Origin of the sequence: Deinococcus ficus, from assembly GCF_003444775.1 — a bacterium.
Lineage (GTDB): Bacteria > Deinococcota > Deinococci > Deinococcales > Deinococcaceae > Deinococcus > Deinococcus ficus.
The window spans coordinates 1,061,959-1,083,183 of the sequence record NZ_CP021081.1; the positions used below are offsets into that span (position 1 = coordinate 1,061,959).

The following is a 21,225-nucleotide window of genomic DNA, read 5'->3' on the forward strand; positions in this document are numbered from 1 at the left end:
CCCGCTCCACTGGTCACCGGCCTCAGCTGCCGGCCTCCTCCCGCACGCTGGCATCCACATCCGCCTGAAGGCGCGCGCGCACGTCCTCCGGCAGGTCCGCCCGGCCCGCCACCGCCAGCCGCACCCCCTCATCCGGGTCGCCCGCCAGGACCTCCACCAGCGCCGCCGGCAGCGCCGGGTGAATGGCCGCCGCCCGCCGCACCCCCGCGTTCCCGTCCCGCGCCACCCGCACCAGGACCTCCGCGCCCGGCTGCTCCGCGTACGCCACTGCCCGCCGCACCTCCGCGTTCGTGTCCCCCGCCAGCCGCAGCAGCCGCGCCTCGCCCACGTCCGGCCGGACCGCCAGCACGGTGCGGATGTTCGCGTCCGGGTCCTCCAGCAATGCGTCCATCACCGCACCCGAAATTCCCTCCGCGCTCGCAATGTGCAGCCGGATGTCGGCCTCCGGCGACGCCGCCAGCGCCAGCACCGCCCCGTCCGGCAGATCACTGCGCTCCAGCAGCGCCCGCCGCACCGACTCCGACTCGTCATGCGCCAGCCGCACCAGAATCTCCGGCGCCGCGTCCGGCCGGCGCGCCAGCGCCGCCCGCACCTCCGGCTCCGCATCCCGCTCCGCCCGCACCAGCCACTCCGGCCGCACCCTCCACCCCTGCAACGCCGAAGCCCGCACGCTGTCCAGCTCGTGCGTGGACAGCCACTCCCGCACGCTCCGCGGCAGATCCACCCGCCGCGCCAGCGTGCCCAGCACGTCCACGTCCTCATCCGCCGCCAGGGTCAGGAGGCAGTCCAGCGGCAGGTCCAGCCGCCGCGCCACACTCGCCCGCACCATCCCGTGACTGTCCCGGACGAACGTCCGCAGCAGCTCGCCCGGCAGGTCCTCCCGCGCCGCCACGGCCTTGCGCACGTCGTAATCGTCATCCCCGGCCAGCTGCCGGACCAGCGCCGCCGGCAGGGCCGGCCGCTTCGCCACCGCCTCCCGGATCTGCCACCCGGCATCCGCCGCCAGCGCCGCCACGCGCTCCGCCGACAGGTCCGGGTGCCCCGCCAGCGCCGTGCGCACCTGAAAATCGTCGTGCCGCAGCGCCCCGTCCAGCACCCACCCCGGCACGCCCGGCTGCGACAACAGCGCGATCATGCCCTCCGCCGGAAACACGCCCAGCAGGTTCGGCCGCGCCAGCCGCATCAGCGGCAACCCCGGATTCCCCAGCACCTCCGCCGGGTACGCCGCTGCCAGCGCTGACAGCACCTCCACCGGGCTGTTGGGGTGCCGCGCCACTGCTGCGCGCACCCGCACGTCCGGATGCGCACTCAGGCCCGACAGCAGCTCCGCCGTCGCCCGCGCACTGCCCGCCGCCTCCAGCGCCCCCTCCACGCCCAACGCCGTCAACGAACGAGGGTCCAGATCAGAAAACGTCACCCCGGGATTCTCGCAGATCAGGGCAGGACACGGCCCCACGGCGGGAAACGGGCATCTCCCTTATTCCTCCAGCCGGAGCACTTCGCCGAAGGGGAAGCCTTCGTCTTCCAGGCCGCCAGGTGGCACGACCCACAGGGTGGGCGGGCGGGGCGCCTGCTCGGGGAAGTCGCCGTACCCGTCGGTGAGGTAGAGGATGACGTCCGGTTCGTGTTCGTCCACGAGCGCGAAGACGGGGCGGAAGTCGGTGCCGCCGCCTCCCACGGGGTCGGGAATGGCGTCCCCGGGGCGCAGGTCGTAGGGGCCGTAGGCTTCGGTGTCGGCGTAGTACAGCACGGCCTTCACGTGCGGGTATGCGCCGAGCACGCCCTGGACCTCGCCGACCAGGGCGCGCACGGCGTCGTCGTCCACGCTGCCGCTGGTGTCCACGGCGATCAGGGCGGTGATGGACTCGTCGTCCAGCGCTTCCAGGTACAGGCCGCGGCCCACGAAGCGGCGGTCGAAACCGCCGAAGTCCACGGGCGTGCGGGCCAGGAAACGCCACAGGTGCGCGCGCCAGTCCAGCCGGGCAGGGGCGAGGCGCTGCAACTCGCGGTGTGCGCCGAGGGGGTCGTGGCCCTGACCGCCGCTCATGGCGTCCACGCTGCGGGCCTGGGCCATGGCCTGCTGCCACTGGCGCTGAGCGCTTCCGCCGGGTTTGCCCGGTTTGCCGGGCGCGTCGCTGGGCGGGCCGTCCAACAGGTCGTCACCCTCGTCCCCGTCGCCGTCCCCTTCGGCCTCGATGGCGGTGTACACCTCCTCCACACTGAGTTTTTCCAGGTGCTCGTCGCGGCGGGAGTTGGGGGGCGTGGGAAGGCCGGCGGCGTCCACCATGCCGTTCACGATCAGGTCGGCGGCCTTGTTCCAGCGTTTCTTCTCGCGCGGGCCGCGCCGCTGCGGGTGCGACAGGGCGGCGTGCAGGACCTCGTGCAGCAGCAGGCCGTCCAGCACGTCGCGGGGGAGGCTGGCGGCGACTTCCGGGTTCACGTACACGCGTTCGCCGTCCGTGCCGGCGGCCGCGACCTCGCGGGACGGCACGAACTCGGCGTGCAGGAGCAGCGTGGCGAAGAACGCGGACTTGCTGCGCAGCCGCAGCCGGGCGCCGCTGATCAGGCCCTGGAACTGCGTGGGCGTCAGCTGCCCCGGCCCTTCCGTGCCGTCAGAGGGACCGGTCACCTCAGACCTCGGTCATGGCGAGCGTGCCCTGCACGAGGTCCGCGAGGCGGGCGTCGCGGCCGATCAGCCCGGCGAGTTCCCCGAGCTGCCCGATGGCCTGGAACTTGCTGACCAGCGTGGCGACGTACAGCTGCAGCCACTCGGGGCCGCCGGCGTCGGCCAGCCACGTGAAGGCGTGGTAGGCCTCGTCGGCGGTGTTCGCGCGGGCGGCGAGGCCCACCACGGCGGCGTAGCGGACGCTGGGTTCGTCCGGGAGGCGCAGGCCGGTGCCCTGGCCTTCCAGCACCAGGCCCAGATCCGGAAGCTGCTCGTACAGGCGCACGAACGCGCTGAATTCCGCGCCGGCGGCCTCTCCGATGGCGGGCGCAGTGTCCAGGCCGGCGCGGTGCAGGCGGGAGGCCATCTCCCAGGCGCGGGGGCTGGGCCAGGCGGGCTGCGTGGCGTCCAGGCGGTGCAGCAGTTCCGGGCGGAAGGTCAGGAACGCGATGACGTGCTCGTGCAGGCCGCGGCCCAGCGCGTAATTGCGCCAGGAGTCGAAGTCGGCGCGGGTAGTGAGGTGCAGGAAGCGGTTGGCCAGCGGCGCGGGCATGTCGAACACGCTGGCGCGGTCCTCCTTGCGGTTCCCGGCCGCCCACACGAACCAGCCTTCAGGCAGTTCGTAACTGCCGACCCGGCGGTCCAGGATCAGCTGCTGCGCCATGCCCTGCATGGTGGGTGGGGCCATGTTCACCTCATCCAGGAACAGGATGCCGTGCCCGCCGCGCGGCAGGAACTCGGGCGGGTACCACTTGCTCACGCCGCTGCCCTGCCCGTCCGCTTCGGGTACGGGCAGGCCGCGCAGGTCGGTGGGGGCGAGCTGGGAGAGGCGCACGTCCACGAACTCCAGGCCGTGCTTCTGCGCGATCTGCTGCACGATGCTGCTTTTGCCCACGCCGGGCGGGCCCCAGATCATGGTGGAGAGCTTCAGGTTCCCGGTGATCAGGGCGCTCAGGTACGTTTGCAGTTCGGCGGGGGTCAGGCTCACCCCCTCACGCTAGGGCGTTTGACCGGCCGGGGCAAGCGCGGGGTGCGGTGTGAAGCCGGGTTGAGGGGACCCTCATGCGCAGAGGCCCGGCCCACCACGAGGTGAACCGGGCCTGCTGGGCGGGTGTTCAGTACTGGACGCTGAAGGGCGCGCTGAGCGCCGCGCCGTTCACCTTGAAGTTCACCTTGCCGCTCAGGATCTGCCCGGCGATGGGCGCAGGCTGCACCACAAGCTTGATGCACCCGGCGCCCTGCGTCGCGTTGAACACCCCGCCGAACGCGGTGTTCAGGGCGGCCGCGTCGTTCGCCAGGGCGTACGTGCCGCCGGTCTGCTGCGCGGCCTGCTGCATGTCCGCGGTGTCCAGGTCGTCGGGTGAGCCCAGGCCGATCATGAACAGGCGCATCCCGGCGGCCTTCGCGGCGGCAATGGCGGGCGCAAGGTTGTCCGTGCCGTTGGCGGCGCCGTCCGTGAGGACCACGCCGACGCGGTTGCCGGTCTTGGTGCTCACGAACTGCACGAGTTCCTGGGTGGCTTCCCACAGAGGCGTGCCGCCTCCGGCCACCGCGGCCTCATCCACGGCCGCTTTCAGGGCACCCTTGTCGGTGGTGAAGTCCTGGTGCACGGTCAGTTCCGTGTAGGGGCTGGTGGCATCGTACCCGCTGAAAGAAGTGACAGCAGCGGCGGCTGTGCCGCTGAGCCGCTCGATAAACAGCTTGGCGGCCTCGGCGCGTTTCTTCTCCGGGTCGTTGTCGGCCATGGAGCCGCTGGCGTCGAGGAGGATGCCGGCCCTGAAGTCCCCGCTGACGCTGGTGATGTCGCCGCACTTGCTGGCGGTGACGGCCGGCGCCGCCTGGAGGCCCAGCTGGCCCTGGGCGAGCGCAGCGTCCGTCACGGTGATGTCGCTGATGGTGCCGCTGGTGAGCACAGTGTCCTGGCTGTCCAGTGCGCTGACGTTCAGGTTCACGCTCTGGTCGGCGTTTACCACGTACCCGTTCACGCTGGCCTTGGCGGGGGTGGGCCCGGCGGGCGGCTGGGGGGCCTGGGGTCCGGTGCAGGCCACCAGGGCGAGGGCGAGGGTCAGGGGCGCGAGCAGGACGGAATTCTTCATGGCAGCCTCCAGGGAATGCGAGATGGCGGAAGGGAAAAACCTAACACCCGGAGTGCCCAGCATACATTTGAGGGATGGTGGTGGCACGCCAGTTTGCCCGGCCAGGGCAAGGAGAGGGTGCTCATAGGTTTACTGCTAGTGGTGACACGCGCTTCTGCCGTGCGGGCCGGGGATGGGACGGCCGGTATACCCTCAGGGTGTTGATTTCGGCCCTCTGATTACCGTGCGTCGCCTGCCGTGCCTCTATACTCAGCCCGATACCTGGACTCGGTTCAATTTCCTGCTGTGGGCCCCACCCCACATCATCCCCGGAGGACACCCCCCGTGCTGCCCCTGACGCATAAAATCCTGTTCCTGATCTTCGCCCTGGTTGCGGGCGGCATCGGCCTGTACGGCTTCTACCGCCTGTACCTGCGCATCCGGCGCGGCGCGGCCGCCAGCGAATGGCGCTGGAATGATGCCCCGCAGCGCATCGGCTACGCCCTGTGGACCAGTCTCACGCAGGAACGCACCTTCCGGCGCCGCCCGTGGATCAGCGTCCTGCACAGCTTCATCTTCTACGGCTTCACGTACTACCTGCTCGTGAACGTCATCGACGGCCTGGAAGGCTACCTGCACTTCAGCATCAGCTCCGCCAACCCCCTCGGGGCCGTGTACAACTTCCTGGCGGACCTGCTCAGCTTCGGCGTGCTGGTGGGTGTGCTGGGCCTGCTGTACCGCAGAATCTGGGGCCGTTCCCGCCGCGACTTCCGCTTCACCGAGAAGACCCTGCTGCATCCCGCCGTGGAACGCGGGTACATCAAGCGCGACAGCCTGATCGTCTCCAGCTTCATCCTGTTCCACGTCGGCAGCCGCATCCTCGGCAACGCCGCCAAGATGGTCGAGGAAGCCCGGCTGCACAGCGGACAGTACGACTGGCTGCAGCCCTTCAGCACCCTGCTGGGCAGCGCCGCCTTCGGCAACCTGAGCGAGGGCGCCATCCAGGGCCTGCGGCTCTTCGGGTTCTGGGGCGCGCTGGGCAGCATCCTGGCATTCCTGGCGTACTTCCCCTTCAGCAAGCACATCCACATCTTCATGGCGCCCGTGAACTACGCCCTGAAACGCCCCGTGGGCAGCGGCGTGATTCCCCCCATGAAGGGCCTCGCCGAGGCGATGGAGCAGGAAGAACCCAAGCTGGGCGTGGAGAAACTGGAGGACCTGGAATGGCCCCGGCTGCTGGACGCCTACGCCTGCATCCAGTGCAACCGCTGCCAGGACGTCTGCCCGGCCAACGCCACCGGCAAGGCCCTGTCGCCCGCCGCGCTGGAAATCAACAAGCGCATGGAACTGAACGTGATCGCCGCTCAGCACACGCCGTTCACGCTGAAACCCGTGCCGTTCGAGGCCGGCGCCCCCACCGACCGCCCCCTGCTGGAATACGCCATCAACGAGGAAAGCGTGTGGGCCTGCACCACCTGCGGCGCGTGCATGCAGGTCTGCCCGGTGCAGGACGAGCAGATGCTCGACATCATCGACATCCGCCGCCACCAGGTGATGGTCGCCGGCGAGTTCCCCCCGCAGCTCCAGACCGCCTTCCGCGGCATGGAACGCGCCAGCAACCCCTGGGGCATCAGCCGCGACAAGCGCATGGAATGGGCCGAGGGCCTGCGGGTCCCCACCATCGACGAGAACCCGGAACCGGACGTCATCTACTGGGTGGGCTGCGCCGCCAGTTACGACCCGGGTGCGCAGAAGGTCGCGCGCAGCTTCGTGCAGCTGCTCGACAGGGCCGGCGTGAACTACGCCGTGCTGGGCAAGAAGGAAGCCTGCACCGGCGACAGCGCCCGCCGCGCCGGGAACGAATTTCTGTACCAGCAGCTCGCCGCGGAGAACGTCGAGACGCTGAACACCGTCGCGCCCAAGCTGATCGTCGCCACCTGCCCGCACTGCATGAACGCCATCGGCAACGAGTACCGGCAGCTCGGCGGTGACTACCGCACCATCCACCACACCGAGTACCTCGAGGAACTCGTGCGGCTCGGGAAACTCCCCACCGCCGAACTGCACGCGGACGTCACGTACCACGACCCCTGCTACCTGGGCCGGCACAACGGCGTGTACGACGCCCCCCGCACGCTGATCACCCGCATGGCCGGCGAGGTTCTGAAGCTGGAACGTGAACGCGAGAACAGCTTCTGCTGCGGCGCCGGCGGCGCCCAGTTCTGGAAGGAGGAGGAAGAAGGCCGCGAACGCGTCAGCGACAACCGCTTCCGGGAACTCCAGGCCCGCCTGGACACCGCCGCCGCGAACGCCCGCGCGTACGAGGCAGGCCAGCCGGAGAAGGTCGTCGCGGTCGGCTGCCCCTTCTGCAAATCCATGATGAACAGCACCCCGGAGAAAGCCGGCCGGGACGACATCATCGTCAAGGACGTCGCCGAACTGCTCCTGGAAAGCGTGGAACGCGCCACCGGCACCCACCTGACCCCCACCGGCCCCCTGCCGGACGTCAGCCCCATCCACCAGCCGGAAGTCGCCAGCGCCCCCAACGCCCTGACACCCATGCACCGCACCGGCGCGCACCCCGCCAGCGGCACGCCCGTCGCCGGCGAGACGAACGCGGACTTCATCAACCACCAGCCCGGCAGCCCCCGCGGCAGCGACGGCACCCACCCCGAACCGCAGGCCGCGCACCCCGAGGAAGTCACGGCGCGCAAAGCCTGGAAGCCCAAAGACACGGTGACCGGCGACGACGCGGCCCCCGCCACCGGCACCCGCAAGGCCTGGAAGCCGGGCGCGGCGCAGCCCCAGCGGGACGACGTGGTGCAGGCCCCCACCCCGGAAGCCGCACCGGCCCCCGAAGCGCCCGCCCGCAAGAGCTGGAAGCCCCGCGCCGCCACCGACGACGTGCAGGCTGCCCCGACCGGAACGGACATCACGGAGACGCCCGCGGTGCCCACGGACGCCGCTCCTGCCCGCAAGGCATGGAAGCCGAAGGCCGGCAGTGATGACGTGAACCCCGCCCCCGTCACGCCTCCCGTGGCCGAGCCCACCCCGACCGAGGGCGCGGAGGCCAGCGGCCGGAAAGCCTGGAAGCCCCGGGCTGCCCCCGCGAAGGAAGGTGCTGAAGAGCTCACACCCACGCCCGCGGCCTCGCCCGCCGAAGCCGCCGCCAGCCCGGCCACCGCAGCCCCCGGGGAACGGAAGAAGTGGGCGCCGAAAGTGGCCGCACCGGCCGCCGACGTGATCGTGGCCTCTCCTCAGCCCGAACCGGTGGAGCCCATGGCGCCCGCCCCGATCAACCCGGAGCCCACAGAAGTGGCCCCCGCCACGGGCGAACGGAAGAAATGGACGCCGAAGGCCACCACGACCCCCCCGCAGCCCGTGGAGCCCGTGGAGGCCGCCCCTCAGGCCGAGCCCGCACCGATCACCGAGCACGTGCACCTGGAACAGGTCGGGGAGAACCTGCTGGAGGAGGGCGAACAGGCCACCAGCGAGCCCGGCGTCGGCGGCCGGAAGAAGTGGGTGCCCAAGAAGAAGGACTGAACTCAGCAGTGCCGGGCGGGGCAGGGGAGACGGGTGCTCTCTTGCCCCGCTCCCGCTTTTTTATCTCCCGGAGGGGCCGGGGATTAAGGTTCCGTTCACGGTATGATTCACCGCATGAGTGTTGCCGTCGTCACGGACTCCACGAGTGACCTGAGTCCCGCCCTTTGCGCCCAGTACGGCGTCACCAGCGTTCCCCTGTACGTCCTGTTCGACGGGAAGATGCACAAGGACGGCCTGGAGATCACCCCCGAGGCCCTCTTCACTGGCCTGAAAGCCGGGAAGAAGACCCCCAGCACCTCGCAGCCCAGCCCGGCGGAATTCACCGAGGTGTACGCCCGCGCGCTGGAAACCGCCGATCACGTGCTGAGCATCCACATCAGCGGGCAGCTGTCCGGCACGGTCGGCAGCGCCCGGCTGGCCGCGCAGGAGTTCGGGGACCGCGTAACGGTGGTGGACACCCGCACGGTCAGCATGGGTCTGGGCCTGCGCGTGATCCGCGCCGCACAGCGCTTGCAGGAAGGCAAGGCCGTGCCGGAAATCGTCGCGGAACTCGATCGCCTGGCTGGGCTGGGCAGCATCCGCTTCACCGTGGAGACGCTGGAATTCCTGAAGCTCAACGGGCGCATCGGGGGCGGCGCGGCGCTGCTGGGCGGCCTGCTGAACATCAAGCCGATCCTGATCGTCCGGGACGGCCGCGTGGAGTCCGGCGGCCGCGCCCGCGGGCAGAAAAAGGCCATTCAGGACATCGTGGACGCCACCCGCAAGTACATCGTGGGTCACGGCCGCTGCCGGCTGGCGTTCGTGCGGACCGACGGCGGGCAGGCGAACGTGGACGAACTGCGCGCCGGGCTGGCCGGCCTGGACTTCGAGGACATGGGCGACCACGCGTTCGGCACGGTGATCGCCACGCACGCCGGCCCCGGCACGTACGGCGTGGTGATGGAACCCCTGAATGCCTGAACGGCCCCGCGCCCGGGCGAGGGTCGCGCTGGCCCTCGCCTGCCTGCTGCCGGGGCTGCTGACGGGCTGCCGCCCCGGCCCGGTCGGCACGGAGCGGCAGGTGAGCGCGCCGGTGGCGGCCGCCATCCGCATCGCCAGCACGCCGGCGACCTCCACTGCGGGTGGCCGGCCCGAGACGGGCGCGTCGGCGCCCGCCACCGTGAGCGCCCGGCCCGCCGGGGACACCGTGGGCGCGCCCGGCACCCTGGCCCCGGACGGCTGCCTGCTGCCCGCCCCCGAAGTGGAGAAGGCCCCGCCGCCGCCCTTCCCGCTCAGCGGCCGGCTGGGCCTGTGGGTGGCGGAGGTGGACCCGGCCACGCTGGCCGTGCGCCGCGCGGTGGGCACCAACGCGGACAGCGTGTTCCCGCTGGCGAGCACGTACAAGCAGGCGGTGCTGTGGGCGGTGCTCAAGGAATTCGACGCCGGGCGCCTCTCGCCCACCGAGCGCTTCGACGTGACCCGCCAGAACCAGAGCCTGGGGGACTACCCGTACGACGGCACCAGCGTGCGCGAGCTGTCCAGCCGCATGATCCAGTTCAGCGACAACACCGCCACCGACATCCTGCACCGCCGCGTGGGCCTGCAACGCGTGCAGGCGCTGGCGGATGACCTGGGCCTGTGCCGCACCCGCCTGATCCTGCCCACCCGGGACTGGTGGGTGGCGCAGGCGGGCCTGTCGCAGACCTTCAACGGCACGGGCCGCTGGGCGGCGGCGCGTGGCGCGGACCGCGAGCGGCTGGCCGCCCTGATCGACCGGGACGCGCAGGCGTACCGCTCGGATTACCTGCAGCGCAAACTCGACGAGTACTTCGAGCGGCGCCACCGCCTGGAGGATGACCTGGCAGCGCTGAACGTGAGCACCCCGTACGAGTTCGCCACGCTGCTCACGCACGAGTACCTGCGTCCGGGCCTGTCCGCGCGGGCCCTGGCCTGGCAGCAGGACGTGCTGGCCCGTGGGTACGGCCGCACGCCCATCGACGCCGCCCTGAAAGGCCGCGTCGCGGCGTTTGGCGGGAAGGGGGGCAACGGCTGGCGGCTCCTGACGTACACCGGGTACGTCCGCACGGACGACGGCCGGCACGTCGTGTACGCCTTCATGCAGCACGGCGCGGACCAGACCTACACGATGCCGAACACCCGGCGGGCGTTCGCGTGGATCACGGCCGGCATCCGCCGCGTGCTCGGCCCGGCACCGGCCCCGCTCAGGACGGCTCGGTCCGGCTCACCCGACTGAGTTCCTCCGCGATCGCCGCGTCCAGCTGCGGCCGGGCCACGGCGTAGGGGGCGCTTACGGTCGCTCCGGCGGCCGGGACGTGCCCGCCCCCGCCGAGCTGCACGGCCACGTTCTGCGCACTCACGCCGCCGCGGGAGCGCAGAGACACCTTCACGCGGTCGCCGTAGTCCTTGACCATCACGGCCAGCACGCTGCCCTCGGCGTTGCGCAGCAGGCTCACGTAGCTCTCCACTTCCTCCCAGGTCGCCCCGGCGCGCTCCAGCATCTCGGCGTCCACGCGGGCGAGCACCACCTGTCCGCCGTGCAGGAATTCCAGGCTGCCCAGCATCTCCCGCATCAGCAGGTAGTACGAGTGCGGGTTCTGCGCGAGGTTGTCGTTCAGCCAGCCCAGCCGCGCCCCGGCGGCCCGCAGCTGCGACGCGCAGTCGAAGGCGTCGGGCGTGACGCTCTCGAAGCGGAAACTGCCGGTGTCGGTGATCAGGCCCAGCATCAGCGGCGTGGCGATCTCCTCGGTGAGCGTGACGCCCATCGCCAGGATCACGTCCGTGACCATCATGGCCGCGGCCGGTTTGCTGGGGTCCACCACGCCGGCGGTCGCGCGCCGGGCGTTCGTGCCGTGGTGGTCCACGTTCACGACGTCCCCATGGAAGGCCGCGAGGTCCGCGCCCGCCACCCGCACCGGATCGTTGTTGTCCACGTCCAGCACGGCCAGCAGTGCCCCCTCCGGCCACGCGTCCAGGCTGGGCAGCAGCTCGCCTTCCTGCGCGAGGAAGCGCAGGTAGCGGGGCGGCGCGGTGACCGGCAGGGTGGTCTTCCCGAGGCTGCGCAGGGCGCGGCTCAGGCCGAGGACGCTGCCCACGGCGTCCCCGTCGGGGTTCTCGTGGGTGAGAATCACGATGGGGCCCGGGTGGGCGAGGAGGTGCCGGGCGACGTGGCGCACGTCCCGGGAGTAAGTGGGGCTGTCGTCGTTCACGGCCGTCATGTGCCCCGAGTATAGGAGCCCGCGTGGGACGTGCCGCGCGGGCGGCGGGCCGCTATCCTGCTGGGCGTGCCTGTCCGACTGAACCTTGCCGCCCTGAGTGACGCGGAACTCGCCGCACTCCTGGGCGACGAGGCCCTGCAGGCCCGCTACCCGGAGGTCAGCCGCGCCCGCCTGGAAGCCCGCCCGCTGCCCGGCCCGGTGTGGCCGCTGGACCCCTGGGTGGCGCCCGGGTCCGGCCAGCCGGGGCAGGGGTGGGGGGCCACGCCGGGCCAGACCCGCGCCCTGAACGACCTGCATGCCGCGCTGGGGGCGCTGGGCGCCGCCGCGCAGGGCCCCTGCCAGCTGTCCCTGGAGCGCCGGTTCTCTCACGCCTGCGGGTACCTGCTCGGCCCGGACACGGCCGTGACGGTGCGCTGGGACGAATCGCCCGACGGGCGTGACGCGCCCCCCTTCGTGGAGGTGCTGAGCTGGCTGCGGGACGACGCGAGCGGGGTGGAAGGCGTCCTGACCACCAACCGGCCGGCGCTGCCCTCGCCGGTGCCCACCGAACTGGTGGCGGTGCGGCACCTGCCCGGCGCGGCCCTGCCGGAGCTGCTGGAGGCCCACCGCCTGCACCTGGCGCGCCACGGCCGCGGCCTGAAACTGCCGGCGGAGGGCGGCTGGGCGGCCGCCTGGGAGCGGCTGCACCGCCGGAACGTGGACGCCTGGGACCGGCGCGGTCTGCTGCTGCGCGAGGACTGAACGTCGTCCCGGGCCGGTTGGTCTGCACAGCTGTCCTGCGCGCCGGGTGGCCCGGCGGAACAATGGGGGCATGACAGCAGCAGGGCAGGAGCGGCACGTCGCCTTCGACTGGGGCGGCGTGTTCACGGTGGGCACCTTCGATGGGCGCAGCACGCAGAACCTCGCGGAGCGGGCGGGCGTGCCGGTGGACCGGGTGCGCGAGAGTTACTTCCGGCACGTGCGGCAGCTGGAGGTGGGCGCCTGGAGCCTGCCGCAGTTCTATGACGTGCTGGCGCAGGAGACGGGCGTGACGCTGCCGTACGAGGCGTTCGAGCCCCTGTACCTGGGCAGCATTCACGACAACGGGGCCATGTACGCCACGCTGGAAGGCCTGCCGCGGGCGGTGCGGGTGGGGCTGCTGAGCAACAACTACCCGGTCGTGAGTGATCACCTGCGGCGGGACGCCCGGTTCGCGCGGTTCGACGCGCTGGTGTTCAGCAACGAACTGGGGCACAAGAAGCCGGCCCCAGAGGCGTTCGCGGCGCTGGAGGTGGCGATGGGCGTGCCGGCCGGGCAGGTGGCGTTCGTGGACGACGTGCAGGAGAACATCGACGCGGCGCGAGAGTCCGGTTTTCACGGCCTGCTGTACTCGCACGAGCAGCATGACCGCTTCCGGGGGGAGCTGGCCGGGTGGCTGGGGGTGCCCGTCCCCTGAAGTGGTGTACCTGTGAAAGTGGTGTACTTCCCGGCCGCGGAGGTACACCACTTCTTTTGAACGGTGCCGGTCCGCACAATGCCCCCATCAGCCCGCACGGCACAGGAGGCACCGCATGACCCAGACCACCCGCACCCGCATCACGCACCAGCCGCACCCCCAGGCGGACCGGGTGCTGACCGCCGGCGCACTCGCCTTCCTCGAGGAACTCCACGACCGCTTTGATGACCGCCGCCTGGAACTGCTCGCCGCCCGCCAGGACCGCCAGCGCCGCCTGGACGCCGGGGAACTCCCGGACTTCCTGACGGAAACGTCCGACATCCGCGCCGGGGACTGGAAGATCGCCCCGCTGCCCGATGACCTCCTGGACCGCCGGGTGGAGATCACCGGCCCGGTGGACCGCAAGATGGTCATCAACGCCCTGAACAGCGGCGCCCGCATGTTCATGGCCGACTTCGAGGACGCCAACAGCCCCACCTGGACCAACTGCCTGGACGGGCAGGTGAACCTGATGGACGCCGTGCGCCGCACCATCCGCCTGGACACGGGAGGCAAGGCGTACCGCCTGAACCCCACGACCGCCACCCTGCTGGTCCGCCCGCGCGGCCTGCACCTGGACGAGAAGCACGCTGCCCTCGGGGACCGCGCGCTGTCCGGGAGCCTCTTCGACTTCGGGCTGTACGCCTTTCACAACGCCCACGAGCGCCGCAGCCAGGGCACCGGGCTGTACTACTACCTCCCCAAACTGGAATCGCACCTGGAAGCCCGTTGGTGGAACGACGTGTTCACCTTCACCGAGGATCACCTGCACCTGAAACGGGGCACCATCCGCGCCACCGTGCTGATCGAGACGATCCTGGCCGCGTTCGAGATGGACGAGATCCTGTACGAGCTGCGCGAGCACTCCGCGGGGCTGAACTGCGGCCGCTGGGACTACATCTTCAGCTACATCAAGAAGTTCCGCACCCGGCACGACCGCATCCTGCCCGACCGGGCGCAGGTCACCATGGCGACCCCCATGATGCAGGCCTACAGCCGCCTCGCGATCCGCACCTGCCATCGGCGCGGCGCGCCCGCCATCGGCGGCATGAGCGCCTTCATCCCGGTGAAAGGCGACCCCCAGAAGAACGAACGGGCCTTCGAGCAGGTGCGTGTGGACAAGGAACGCGAGGCCACGAACGGCCACGACGGCACCTGGGTCGCGCACCCCGGCATGGTCGCCCTGGCGACCGAGGTGTTCGACCGCCTGATGCCCGGGCCCAACCAGATCGGCTGCGGCAAGCAGCTGGACCTCACCGTGACGGCCGCGGACCTCCTCACCCCGCCCCAGGGAAAGATCACGGAAGGCGGCGTGAACACCAACGTGGACGTCAGCATCCAGTACCTCGCGGCGTGGCTGGACGGGCGCGGCGCGGTGCCCATCCACAACCTGATGGAGGACGCCGCCACCGCCGAGATCAGCCGCGCGCAGCTGTGGCAGTGGGCGCACACCGAGCAGCGCACCGAGGACGGTACCCCCATCACCCCCGAGGGCCTGACCCGCCTGATTGACGCGCACGCCAACCGCCTGACCCGTGAACAGCCGGGGCGCGAAGCCCGCATCCGCGAGGCGGCCGCACTTCTCCAGACGCTGATCACGCAGGACACCTTCGAGGAGTTCCTGACCGTGCCCGGCTACCAGCACCTCACCTGACCCACCCCCGGCGCCCCGCGCCTTTCAAAGCCCCCCATCACCTTCGCCCGCCCGGGCGCGGGACCGCCCCCCACACCCCCAGGAGGACCCACCATGACCACCCCCGAGCAGCTGCGCACGCCCCGCACCCCCGCCGAGATTCTGGAGAAGACCTGGCAGACCGAGGAACGCTGGCAGGGCATCCGCCGCAACTACTCCGCCGAGGACGTCGTGAAACTGCGTGGCAGCCTGCCCATCGAGTTCACCCTGGCCAAGCACGGCGCGCAGAAACTCTGGCGCATGATGAAGGACGAACCCTTCGTGAACGCCCTGGGCGCCCTGACCGGCAACCAGGCCATGCAGCAGGTCAAGGCCGGCCTGAAGGCCATCTACCTCAGCGGGTGGCAGGTTGCCGGCGACGCGAACAACGCCGGGCAGATGTACCCCGACCAGAGCCTGTACCCGGCGAGCAGCGTGCCGGACGTCGTCAAGCGCATCAACAACACCCTGCGCCGCGCCGACCAGATCCAGACCAGCGAAGGGAAAAACGACATCGATTACTTCGTGCCGATCGTCGCGGACGCCGAGGCCGGCTTCGGCGGGCCCCTGAACGCCTTCGAGCTGATGAAGGCCATGATCGAGGCGGGCGCCGCCGGCGTGCACTTCGAGGACCAGCTCGCCAGTGAGAAGAAGTGCGGGCACCTGGGCGGCAAGGTGCTGGTGCCCACCTCCCAGTTCATCCGCACCCTGAACGCCGCGCGGCTCGCCGCGGACGTGAGCGGCGTGCCCACCGTCCTGATCGCCCGCACCGACGCCGACGCCGCGAACCTGCTCACCAGCGACGTGGACGAGAACGACCGGCCCTTCTGCACCGGGGAGCGCACCCCGGAAGGCTTCTACTACGTGACCCCCGGCATCGAGCAGGCCATCTCCCGCGCCCTGGCCTACGCCCCCTACGCCGACGTGATCTGGTGCGAGACCAGCGTGCCCAACCTGGACGACGCCCGCCGCTTCGCGGAGGCCGTGCACGCCCAGTTCCCCGGCAAGCTGCTGGCGTACAACTGCTCGCCCAGCTTCAACTGGAAGAAGAACCTGGACGACGAGACCATCGCGAAATTCCAGGTGGAACTGGGCAAGATGGGCTACAAGTTCCAGTTCATCACCCTGGCCGGCTTCCACGCGCTGAACATGAGCATGTTCGACCTCGCGTACGGCTACGCCCGCCGCCAGATGAGCGCCTTCGTGGAGTTGCAGGAACGCGAGTTCGCCGCCCAGGACCGCGGCTTCACCGCCGTGAAGCACCAGCGCGAGGTCGGCACCGGGTACTTCGACCTGGTGTCCACCGCCGCGGGCGGCGGGCAGAGCAGCACCACCGCCCTGGCCGGCAGCACCGAGGCGCAGCAGTTCGGGCAGAGCAGAGAGTTCGCCGCCGCGCACGACTGACCCGCCCAGTTGATTCGCGCAGCGCCGCTGAGGGGAACCCGGAAATCCCGGGTTCCCCTCAGGCGCGTGGCGCTGTCCGGCCGGCGCGGCGCTCCAGTTTCTGGGCGTACATGCGCGCGTCGGCCACCGCCACCAGGGCGTCGCCCTGCCCGTCCCCCGGGAAGTACGCCACGCCCACGCTGGCGTCCATTTCCGGGAAGCCGCGGGCCTGCACGTCCCGCACCACCTGAGCCACCCGCTCGTGAATGGCCGGCACGCCCTCCACGGCGCTGTGGGCCAGGAGCAGCGCGAACTCGTCCCCGCCCAGGCGGTAGGCGCGGTCCTCGGGCCGGAACGCGCCCGGCAGGGCCCGCCCGAACGCCGAGAGCAGCGCGTCGCCGTGTGCGTGCCCGTGCAGGTCGTTCACGGCCTTCAGGCCGTCCAGGTCGATCATCGCTACGCCCATCGTCAGCGCGTGCCGGGACGCCCGCGCCGTTTCCCGGGCCAGGTCCGTCTCGAAGGCCCGGCGGTTGCCGAGCCCGGTCAGGGTGTCCTCGTTCGCAAGGCGCTGCACGCGGGCGTGCTCGTGCGTGCGGGCCGTCACGTCGCGCGCCACCACCGCCTGTCCCAGCGCCACCCCGCGGGCGTTGCGGACCGTGGAACCCTGCAGTTCCCACACCTGATCGCCGGGGCGCCACTCCACCGGGCGGTCGTCGGGGAGGTCCGGCCAGCCGGGGAACACCTGCGTCAGCCGCCGGCCGCGCAGTGCCGGGGCCGGCTGACCGGCCAGCGCGGCGGCGCGGCCGTTCGTGTCCAGCACGCGGCCCTGGGTGTCCAGCACGAACACCGCGTCACCCAGCTGCTCCACGATCTGGCGGTGCACCAGGGGGGCCACGCGCAGCAGGCCGTAGTGCCGCATGGCCCACGCGACCGGCACCAGTCCGGCTGCCAGGAACACCGGCACCGGGCTGATCCCGCTGGGCAGCGTGAGGGCGCCCAGCAGGTACGCCACGTTCGCGAGGCTGGGGGCCAGCATGGCGAACAGCATCACGGTGATCTGGTGGCGCTCGGCGCCCCGCGCGGCGCGCCAGGCGGGCAGCAGCCGCGCCGCGCCCCAGGCGAGCATCAGGTTGGCGTACCCCACGACGGTCAGCCAGTACAGCGGCAGGCGCTGCACGGTCTCCCAGGTGGCCGGGGCGCCCGGGGGGAGGCGCCAGATCAGCTGGTGCTGGCCGTTCGTGAGGATCAGGGCCAGGGTCAGGAGCGGCACGGCCAGCAGGGCGAGCAGGCGCCGCGGCGGGACGGGCTCGGGGTCCGGTTGCAGGTGCCGCAGGGCCAGGACCAGCCACGCCACGGGCACGGTCAGGATGCCCAGGAACTGCACCTCGCCCAGCGTCCACTGGGTGTGCGGGTCGGGGGTCATGGCGGCCAGGATGTCGCCGCCCAGCCACACGCAGTTGCCCAGCAGCACGCCCAGGAACGCGCGGGGCAGCGGCTGCCGGGCGCGGGGCAGCACGTTGCCGACCATCAGCACGGTCGCCAGCAGGGCCAGCAGGGGCAGGTGGGTGGCGGGGGGCAGGGGAGGGGTCATGGCTGGGCACGGGCGGGACGGGCCGCTTCACCGCACATTAATGGAGGGGCCCTTGCGAAAGTCTCACGGCCCCTTGGTTGACAGAAACCGAGTTGTCACTAAAATGATGACAAGGTCGGGCCCTGGCCCACCGGAGAACAGGGAGGACCGGATGAACAGCCAGTACGCCATCGCCGTGCACATCCTCGCGCTCGTGGGCACCTCGGAAGAGCCCATGAGCTCCGAGGAGATGGCCGGAAGCGTGGGCGTCAACCCGGTGGTGATCCGGCACGTCACAGGCCTGCTGCGCCGCGGCGGGCTGCTCGTCACGCAGCGGGGCGTGCCCGGCGCGCACCTGGCCCGCCCGGCCGACCAGATCAGCCTGCTGGACGTCTACCGCGCGGTGGGCGCGCCGGACACGGTGCTCAAGCGCCACGCCCGGCCCAACCCGGCCTGCCCGGTCGGCGCGGGCATCCAGGGCGTGCTGGACGAGGTGTTCGGGGAAGCCCAGGCGGCGCTGGAGGCCCGGCTGGCGCAGGTGCGCCTCGCGGACGTGCACGCCGCCCTGGCTACCGCCGGCGCCCTCGCCTGACTTTTTTTGCCCCGCCCTGTCAGTTTTTTCATTACATCAGGCCCTCTCGTCGCCCGTCCGGCGCCCCGGACCCCAGGAGTCCCCATGATCGCCATCACCGGAGCCACCGGCCACCTCGGCCGCCTCACCATCCAGGCCCTCCTCCAGCGCGGCGTGTCCCCGGACACCCTCGTCGCCCTGGTGCGCGACCCCGCCAGGGCCGCCGACCTCGCGGCCCAGGGCGTCACCGTCCGGCAGGCCGACTACACCCAGCCCCACACCCTGGACGCTGCCCTGCAGGGCGTGGACCGGTTGCTGCTGATCTCCTCCAGCGACATGAACGGCCGCGTGGACCAGCACCGCAACGTCGTGGACGCCGCTGTGCGCGCCGGCGTGAAGCTGCTCGCCTACACCAGCCTCCTGCGCGCCGACACCTCCGGCCTGGGGCTCGCGCACGATCACCGCGCCACCGAGGCCCTGATCCGCGCCTCCGGCCTGCCCTTCGTCCTGCTGCGCAACAGCTGGTACCTGGAAAACTACAACCCCGCCCAGGCCGCCCAGCACGGCATGCTGGCCGGCGCCGCCGGCGAGGGCCGCGTCAGCGCTGCCAGCCGCGCCGACTACGCCGAGGCCGCCGCCGCGGTCCTGACCGAACCGGGCCACGAGAACGCCGTGTACGAACTCGGCGGCGACCACGCCTTCACCCTGAGCGACCTGGCCGCCGAGATCCAGGCGCAGACCGGCCGACCCGTCACGTACCAGAACATGACCCCGGACGCGTACGCCGACATGCTCCGCGGCGTGGGCCTGCCCGCCCCGGTGGCCGACATGCTCGCCGACTCCGACGCGCACCTCGCCCAGGGCGACCTGTACACCGAGTCCGGCGACCTGCGCCGCCTGATCGGCCGCCCCACCACCACGCTGAGCGAGGGTGTCCGCGCCGCCCTGAACTGAGGCGCGCCCGGACCCCCGGGCCCACTCAATGAATAGGGACCACCCGGCCGGGGTGGTCCTAACTCTTGGGGTCCGTCCGGGTTACTCGGTGCCGACGTCGTGCCCGTCGTCGCGGTGTTCCAGGCGGAAGCCGTGCGGCAGGAAGTCCCGCACGAGGCCGCTGACGACCTCGCCGTGCTGGTTCACGCACACCACGCGGGCGTCCGGCGCGAACTCGAACAGCACCTGCCGGCACGCGCCGCACGGGCTGGCGGGCGGGCTGGCCTCGGAGTACACGACGATGTCCGTGAAGTCGCGGGCACCGGCGGTCGCCATGGCCTGCACGGCGCTCTGTTCGGCGCAGCGGCCCAGGCCGTAACTGGCGTTTTCGACGTTCGCGCCGAAGTACACGCGGCCGTCCGGGGTGCGCAGTGCGGCGCCCACGCGGAACTTGCTGTACGGCGCGTACGCCTGCTTGAAGGCCGCCTGGGCCCCTTCGAGCAGCTGCGGGTCGGGCTGGAGGTTCAGGGCGTTGCCGGATTGCTGGGTGTGGGTCATACGGGTGCGGTTTCCTCAGGTTCGGAGAACAGGTCGGTGCGGGCGCGTTCCACGCGGACGCGGTTCACGCGGCGCTGGTCGGCGTCCTCGACGGTGAAGGCCCAGCCGTTGTGCACGAAGCTCTGCCCGGTTTCCGGGATGTCACCGAAGTGGGACGTGACGAACCCGGACAGGGTGTCGAATTCGCCCTCGCCGTCCTCGATGTTGCTGTGCAGGCGTTCCTCGACCTCGTGCACGGTGAGGCTGGCGTCCATGAGGTAGATGCCCTCGCCGAGCACCTCGATCATGGGGACTTCCTCCTCGTCGGTCTCGTCGTAGATCTCGCCGACGATCTCCTCCAGGGCGTCTTCCAGGGTCACGAGACCGCTGGTGCCGCCGAACTCGTCCACGACGATGCTCATGTGGCTTTTCTTCTCGCGCATCTTGGCGAGCAGGTCCTTGATCTTCATGCCTTCGGGCACGAAGAACACGGGGCGCATCACGTCGGCCAGGGTGGTGTGGTCCAGCTGGTCGAGGTGACTCAGGACGTCGCTGGTGTGCGCGATGCCCACGATGTTGTCCGCGCTGTCCTGAAAGACGGGCACGCGGGAGTAGCCGTGCTCGGCGTTCATCTCGATCAGGCGGCGCACCGGCGCGGCGCTGTCGGCGACGATCATGTCCACCCGGGGCGTCATCACCTCGCGCACGGTGGTGTCCGACAGGTCGAAGACGTTGTACACGAGTTCCTTCTCGTCGTCTTCCAGCACGCCTTCCTGGCTGGAGGCGCTGACGATCATGCGGATCTCCTCTTCGGAGTACGCGCTGTGGTGCCCGGCGACGCCCTTGAGCCCGAAGAGGCGCACCACACCGTTGCCCAGGGCGTTCAGGCCCACGATGGCCCAGCGGAACACCAGCGCGAAGATCCGCAGGGGCCGCGTGACCAGCAGCGAGACCTGCTCGGGGCGTTGCAGCGCCCAGCTTTTCGGCGCGAGTTCCCCGATCACGATGTGCAGAATGGTGCTGATCGCGAACGCCAGCCCGAAGCTGATCGCCTTGATGTTCGCCTCGGTCAGGTTGCGCCCTTCGAGCAGCGGGTGGATCAGGTGCTCGATGGCGGGCTCGGCGACGAAGCCGATCGCCAGGGACGCCATGGTGATCCCGAGCTGCGTGGCGGCGATGTACAGGTCGAGGTTGCGCAGGGCCCGCTGCGTCAGGCGGGCGGTGGTGTTGCCTTCATCGGCGAGCTGGTCGATGCGGGTGCGGCGCACGCTGACCAGCGCGAACTCGGCAGCGACGAAAAACCCGTTCATGACGACAAGAACGAACATGGCCAGCAGGCCCAGCAGATCATTCATGGATGTGGCGCGCTCCAATATTCGCGCCCCGGAGATCCGCACAGGCCATGCTGCCCACGCTCCCTGAACAGGTCAGGGAGGCGCGTCGGTCTCCGGAAAGTGGGGTGCCAGGCCGTAAAAAGGCCGCCGGTTGGCGGTCAGGGCCGGACGCGGTCAGTGAGCCAGAACTGGGAGGCTCCATAAACAGGTTCCAGTCTATCACGCCCACCTGAAGGGACCTTGACCGAATCCT

At 71.0% G+C, this 21,225-nt stretch carries 17 protein-coding genes; 9 read left to right on the plus strand and 8 right to left on the minus strand.

All coding sequences use genetic code 11. From position 1 onward, the window contains the following. Positions 1 to 22: 22 nt before the first annotated feature. The 4 genes from DFI_RS05300 to DFI_RS05315 form a co-directional block, all read right to left on the minus strand. Positions 23 to 1,417: a hypothetical protein gene (locus tag DFI_RS05300; protein WP_027462410.1), complete on the minus strand. Its 1,395-nt coding sequence runs from the start codon at positions 1,415 to 1,417 to the stop codon at positions 23 to 25. A gap of 60 nt (positions 1,418 to 1,477) precedes the next feature. Further along, positions 1,478 to 2,629: a vWA domain-containing protein gene (locus DFI_RS05305; RefSeq protein WP_118375841.1), complete on the minus strand. Its 1,152-nt coding sequence runs from the start codon at positions 2,627 to 2,629 to the stop codon at positions 1,478 to 1,480. A gap of 1 nt (position 2,630) precedes the next feature. After that, complete coding sequence (locus DFI_RS05310) at positions 2,631 to 3,653, minus strand: ATP-binding protein (RefSeq protein ID WP_027462412.1); 1,023 nt, start codon at positions 3,651 to 3,653, stop codon at positions 2,631 to 2,633. Between the two features lie 127 nt (positions 3,654 to 3,780). Beyond that, positions 3,781 to 4,761: a vWA domain-containing protein gene (locus DFI_RS05315; RefSeq protein WP_027462413.1), complete on the minus strand. Its 981-nt coding sequence runs from the start codon at positions 4,759 to 4,761 to the stop codon at positions 3,781 to 3,783. A 324-nt stretch (positions 4,762 to 5,085) separates the two neighbouring features. Between DFI_RS05315 and DFI_RS05320 the strand changes: the two genes are divergently transcribed. The 3 genes from DFI_RS05320 to DFI_RS05330 all read left to right on the plus strand — a co-directional run bounded on the left by DFI_RS05320 (position 5,086) and on the right by DFI_RS05330 (position 10,516). Beyond that, a complete protein-coding gene (locus DFI_RS05320) occupies positions 5,086 to 8,283 on the plus strand; it encodes a (Fe-S)-binding protein (protein WP_027462414.1) in 3,198 nt (1,065 codons plus the stop codon). Between the two features lie 114 nt (positions 8,284 to 8,397). Further along, the gene (locus DFI_RS05325) at positions 8,398 to 9,243 is read left to right on the plus strand and encodes a DegV family protein (protein WP_027462415.1); all 846 of its coding nucleotides are present in this window, start codon (positions 8,398 to 8,400) and stop codon (positions 9,241 to 9,243) included. Next, complete coding sequence (locus DFI_RS05330) at positions 9,236 to 10,516, plus strand: serine hydrolase (RefSeq protein WP_081425782.1); 1,281 nt, start codon at positions 9,236 to 9,238, stop codon at positions 10,514 to 10,516. The genes DFI_RS05325 and DFI_RS05330 overlap by 8 nt, the downstream gene beginning before the upstream one ends. On the opposite strand, the gene DFI_RS05335 is transcribed toward DFI_RS05330, so the two are convergent. Then, positions 10,485 to 11,498: a DHH family phosphoesterase gene (locus tag DFI_RS05335; RefSeq protein ID WP_027462416.1), complete on the minus strand. Its 1,014-nt coding sequence runs from the start codon at positions 11,496 to 11,498 to the stop codon at positions 10,485 to 10,487. The genes DFI_RS05330 and DFI_RS05335 overlap by 32 nt on opposite strands. A 66-nt stretch (positions 11,499 to 11,564) precedes the next feature. Here DFI_RS05335 and DFI_RS05340 point away from each other — a divergent pair, with 66 nt between their 5' ends. From DFI_RS05340 to aceA, 4 genes are all read left to right on the plus strand, one after another. Beyond that, positions 11,565 to 12,239, plus strand: coding sequence for a hypothetical protein (locus tag DFI_RS05340; protein ID WP_081425783.1), 675 nt, complete (start codon positions 11,565 to 11,567; stop codon positions 12,237 to 12,239). Positions 12,240 to 12,309: 70 nt separating this feature from the next. Beyond that, a complete protein-coding gene (locus tag DFI_RS05345; protein WP_027462418.1) occupies positions 12,310 to 12,933 on the plus strand; it encodes an HAD family hydrolase in 624 nt (207 codons plus the stop codon). Positions 12,934 to 13,048: 115 nt separating this feature from the next. Then, positions 13,049 to 14,626: a malate synthase A gene (gene aceB, locus DFI_RS05350; RefSeq protein WP_027462419.1), complete on the plus strand. Its 1,578-nt coding sequence runs from the start codon at positions 13,049 to 13,051 to the stop codon at positions 14,624 to 14,626. A 93-nt stretch (positions 14,627 to 14,719) separates the two neighbouring features. Continuing rightward, complete coding sequence (gene aceA, locus DFI_RS05355) at positions 14,720 to 16,048, plus strand: isocitrate lyase (protein WP_027462420.1); 1,329 nt, start codon at positions 14,720 to 14,722, stop codon at positions 16,046 to 16,048. Between the two features lie 58 nt (positions 16,049 to 16,106). Here aceA and DFI_RS05360 read toward each other — a convergent pair whose 3' ends face one another. Beyond that, the gene (locus DFI_RS05360; protein ID WP_027462421.1) at positions 16,107 to 17,618 is read right to left on the minus strand and encodes a histidine kinase N-terminal 7TM domain-containing diguanylate cyclase; all 1,512 of its coding nucleotides are present in this window, start codon (positions 17,616 to 17,618) and stop codon (positions 16,107 to 16,109) included. Positions 17,619 to 17,769: 151 nt separating this feature from the next. Between DFI_RS05360 and DFI_RS05365 the strand changes: the two genes are divergently transcribed. Then, positions 17,770 to 18,189: an Rrf2 family transcriptional regulator gene (locus DFI_RS05365; RefSeq protein WP_027462422.1), complete on the plus strand. Its 420-nt coding sequence runs from the start codon at positions 17,770 to 17,772 to the stop codon at positions 18,187 to 18,189. A gap of 84 nt (positions 18,190 to 18,273) precedes the next feature. Next, positions 18,274 to 19,122: an SDR family oxidoreductase gene (locus DFI_RS05370; protein ID WP_027462423.1), complete on the plus strand. Its 849-nt coding sequence runs from the start codon at positions 18,274 to 18,276 to the stop codon at positions 19,120 to 19,122. Between the two features lie 81 nt (positions 19,123 to 19,203). Here the strand turns inward: DFI_RS05370 and cdd are convergent, their stop codons facing one another. Both cdd and DFI_RS05380 read right to left on the minus strand, forming a co-directional pair. Continuing rightward, positions 19,204 to 19,659, minus strand: a complete 456-nt coding sequence (gene cdd, locus DFI_RS05375) for a cytidine deaminase (RefSeq protein WP_027462424.1) — start codon at positions 19,657 to 19,659, stop codon at positions 19,204 to 19,206. Then, the gene (locus tag DFI_RS05380) at positions 19,656 to 20,993 is read right to left on the minus strand and encodes a hemolysin family protein (protein WP_022799708.1); all 1,338 of its coding nucleotides are present in this window, start codon (positions 20,991 to 20,993) and stop codon (positions 19,656 to 19,658) included. The genes cdd and DFI_RS05380 overlap by 4 nt, the downstream gene beginning before the upstream one ends. Positions 20,994 to 21,225 lie beyond the last annotated feature (232 nt).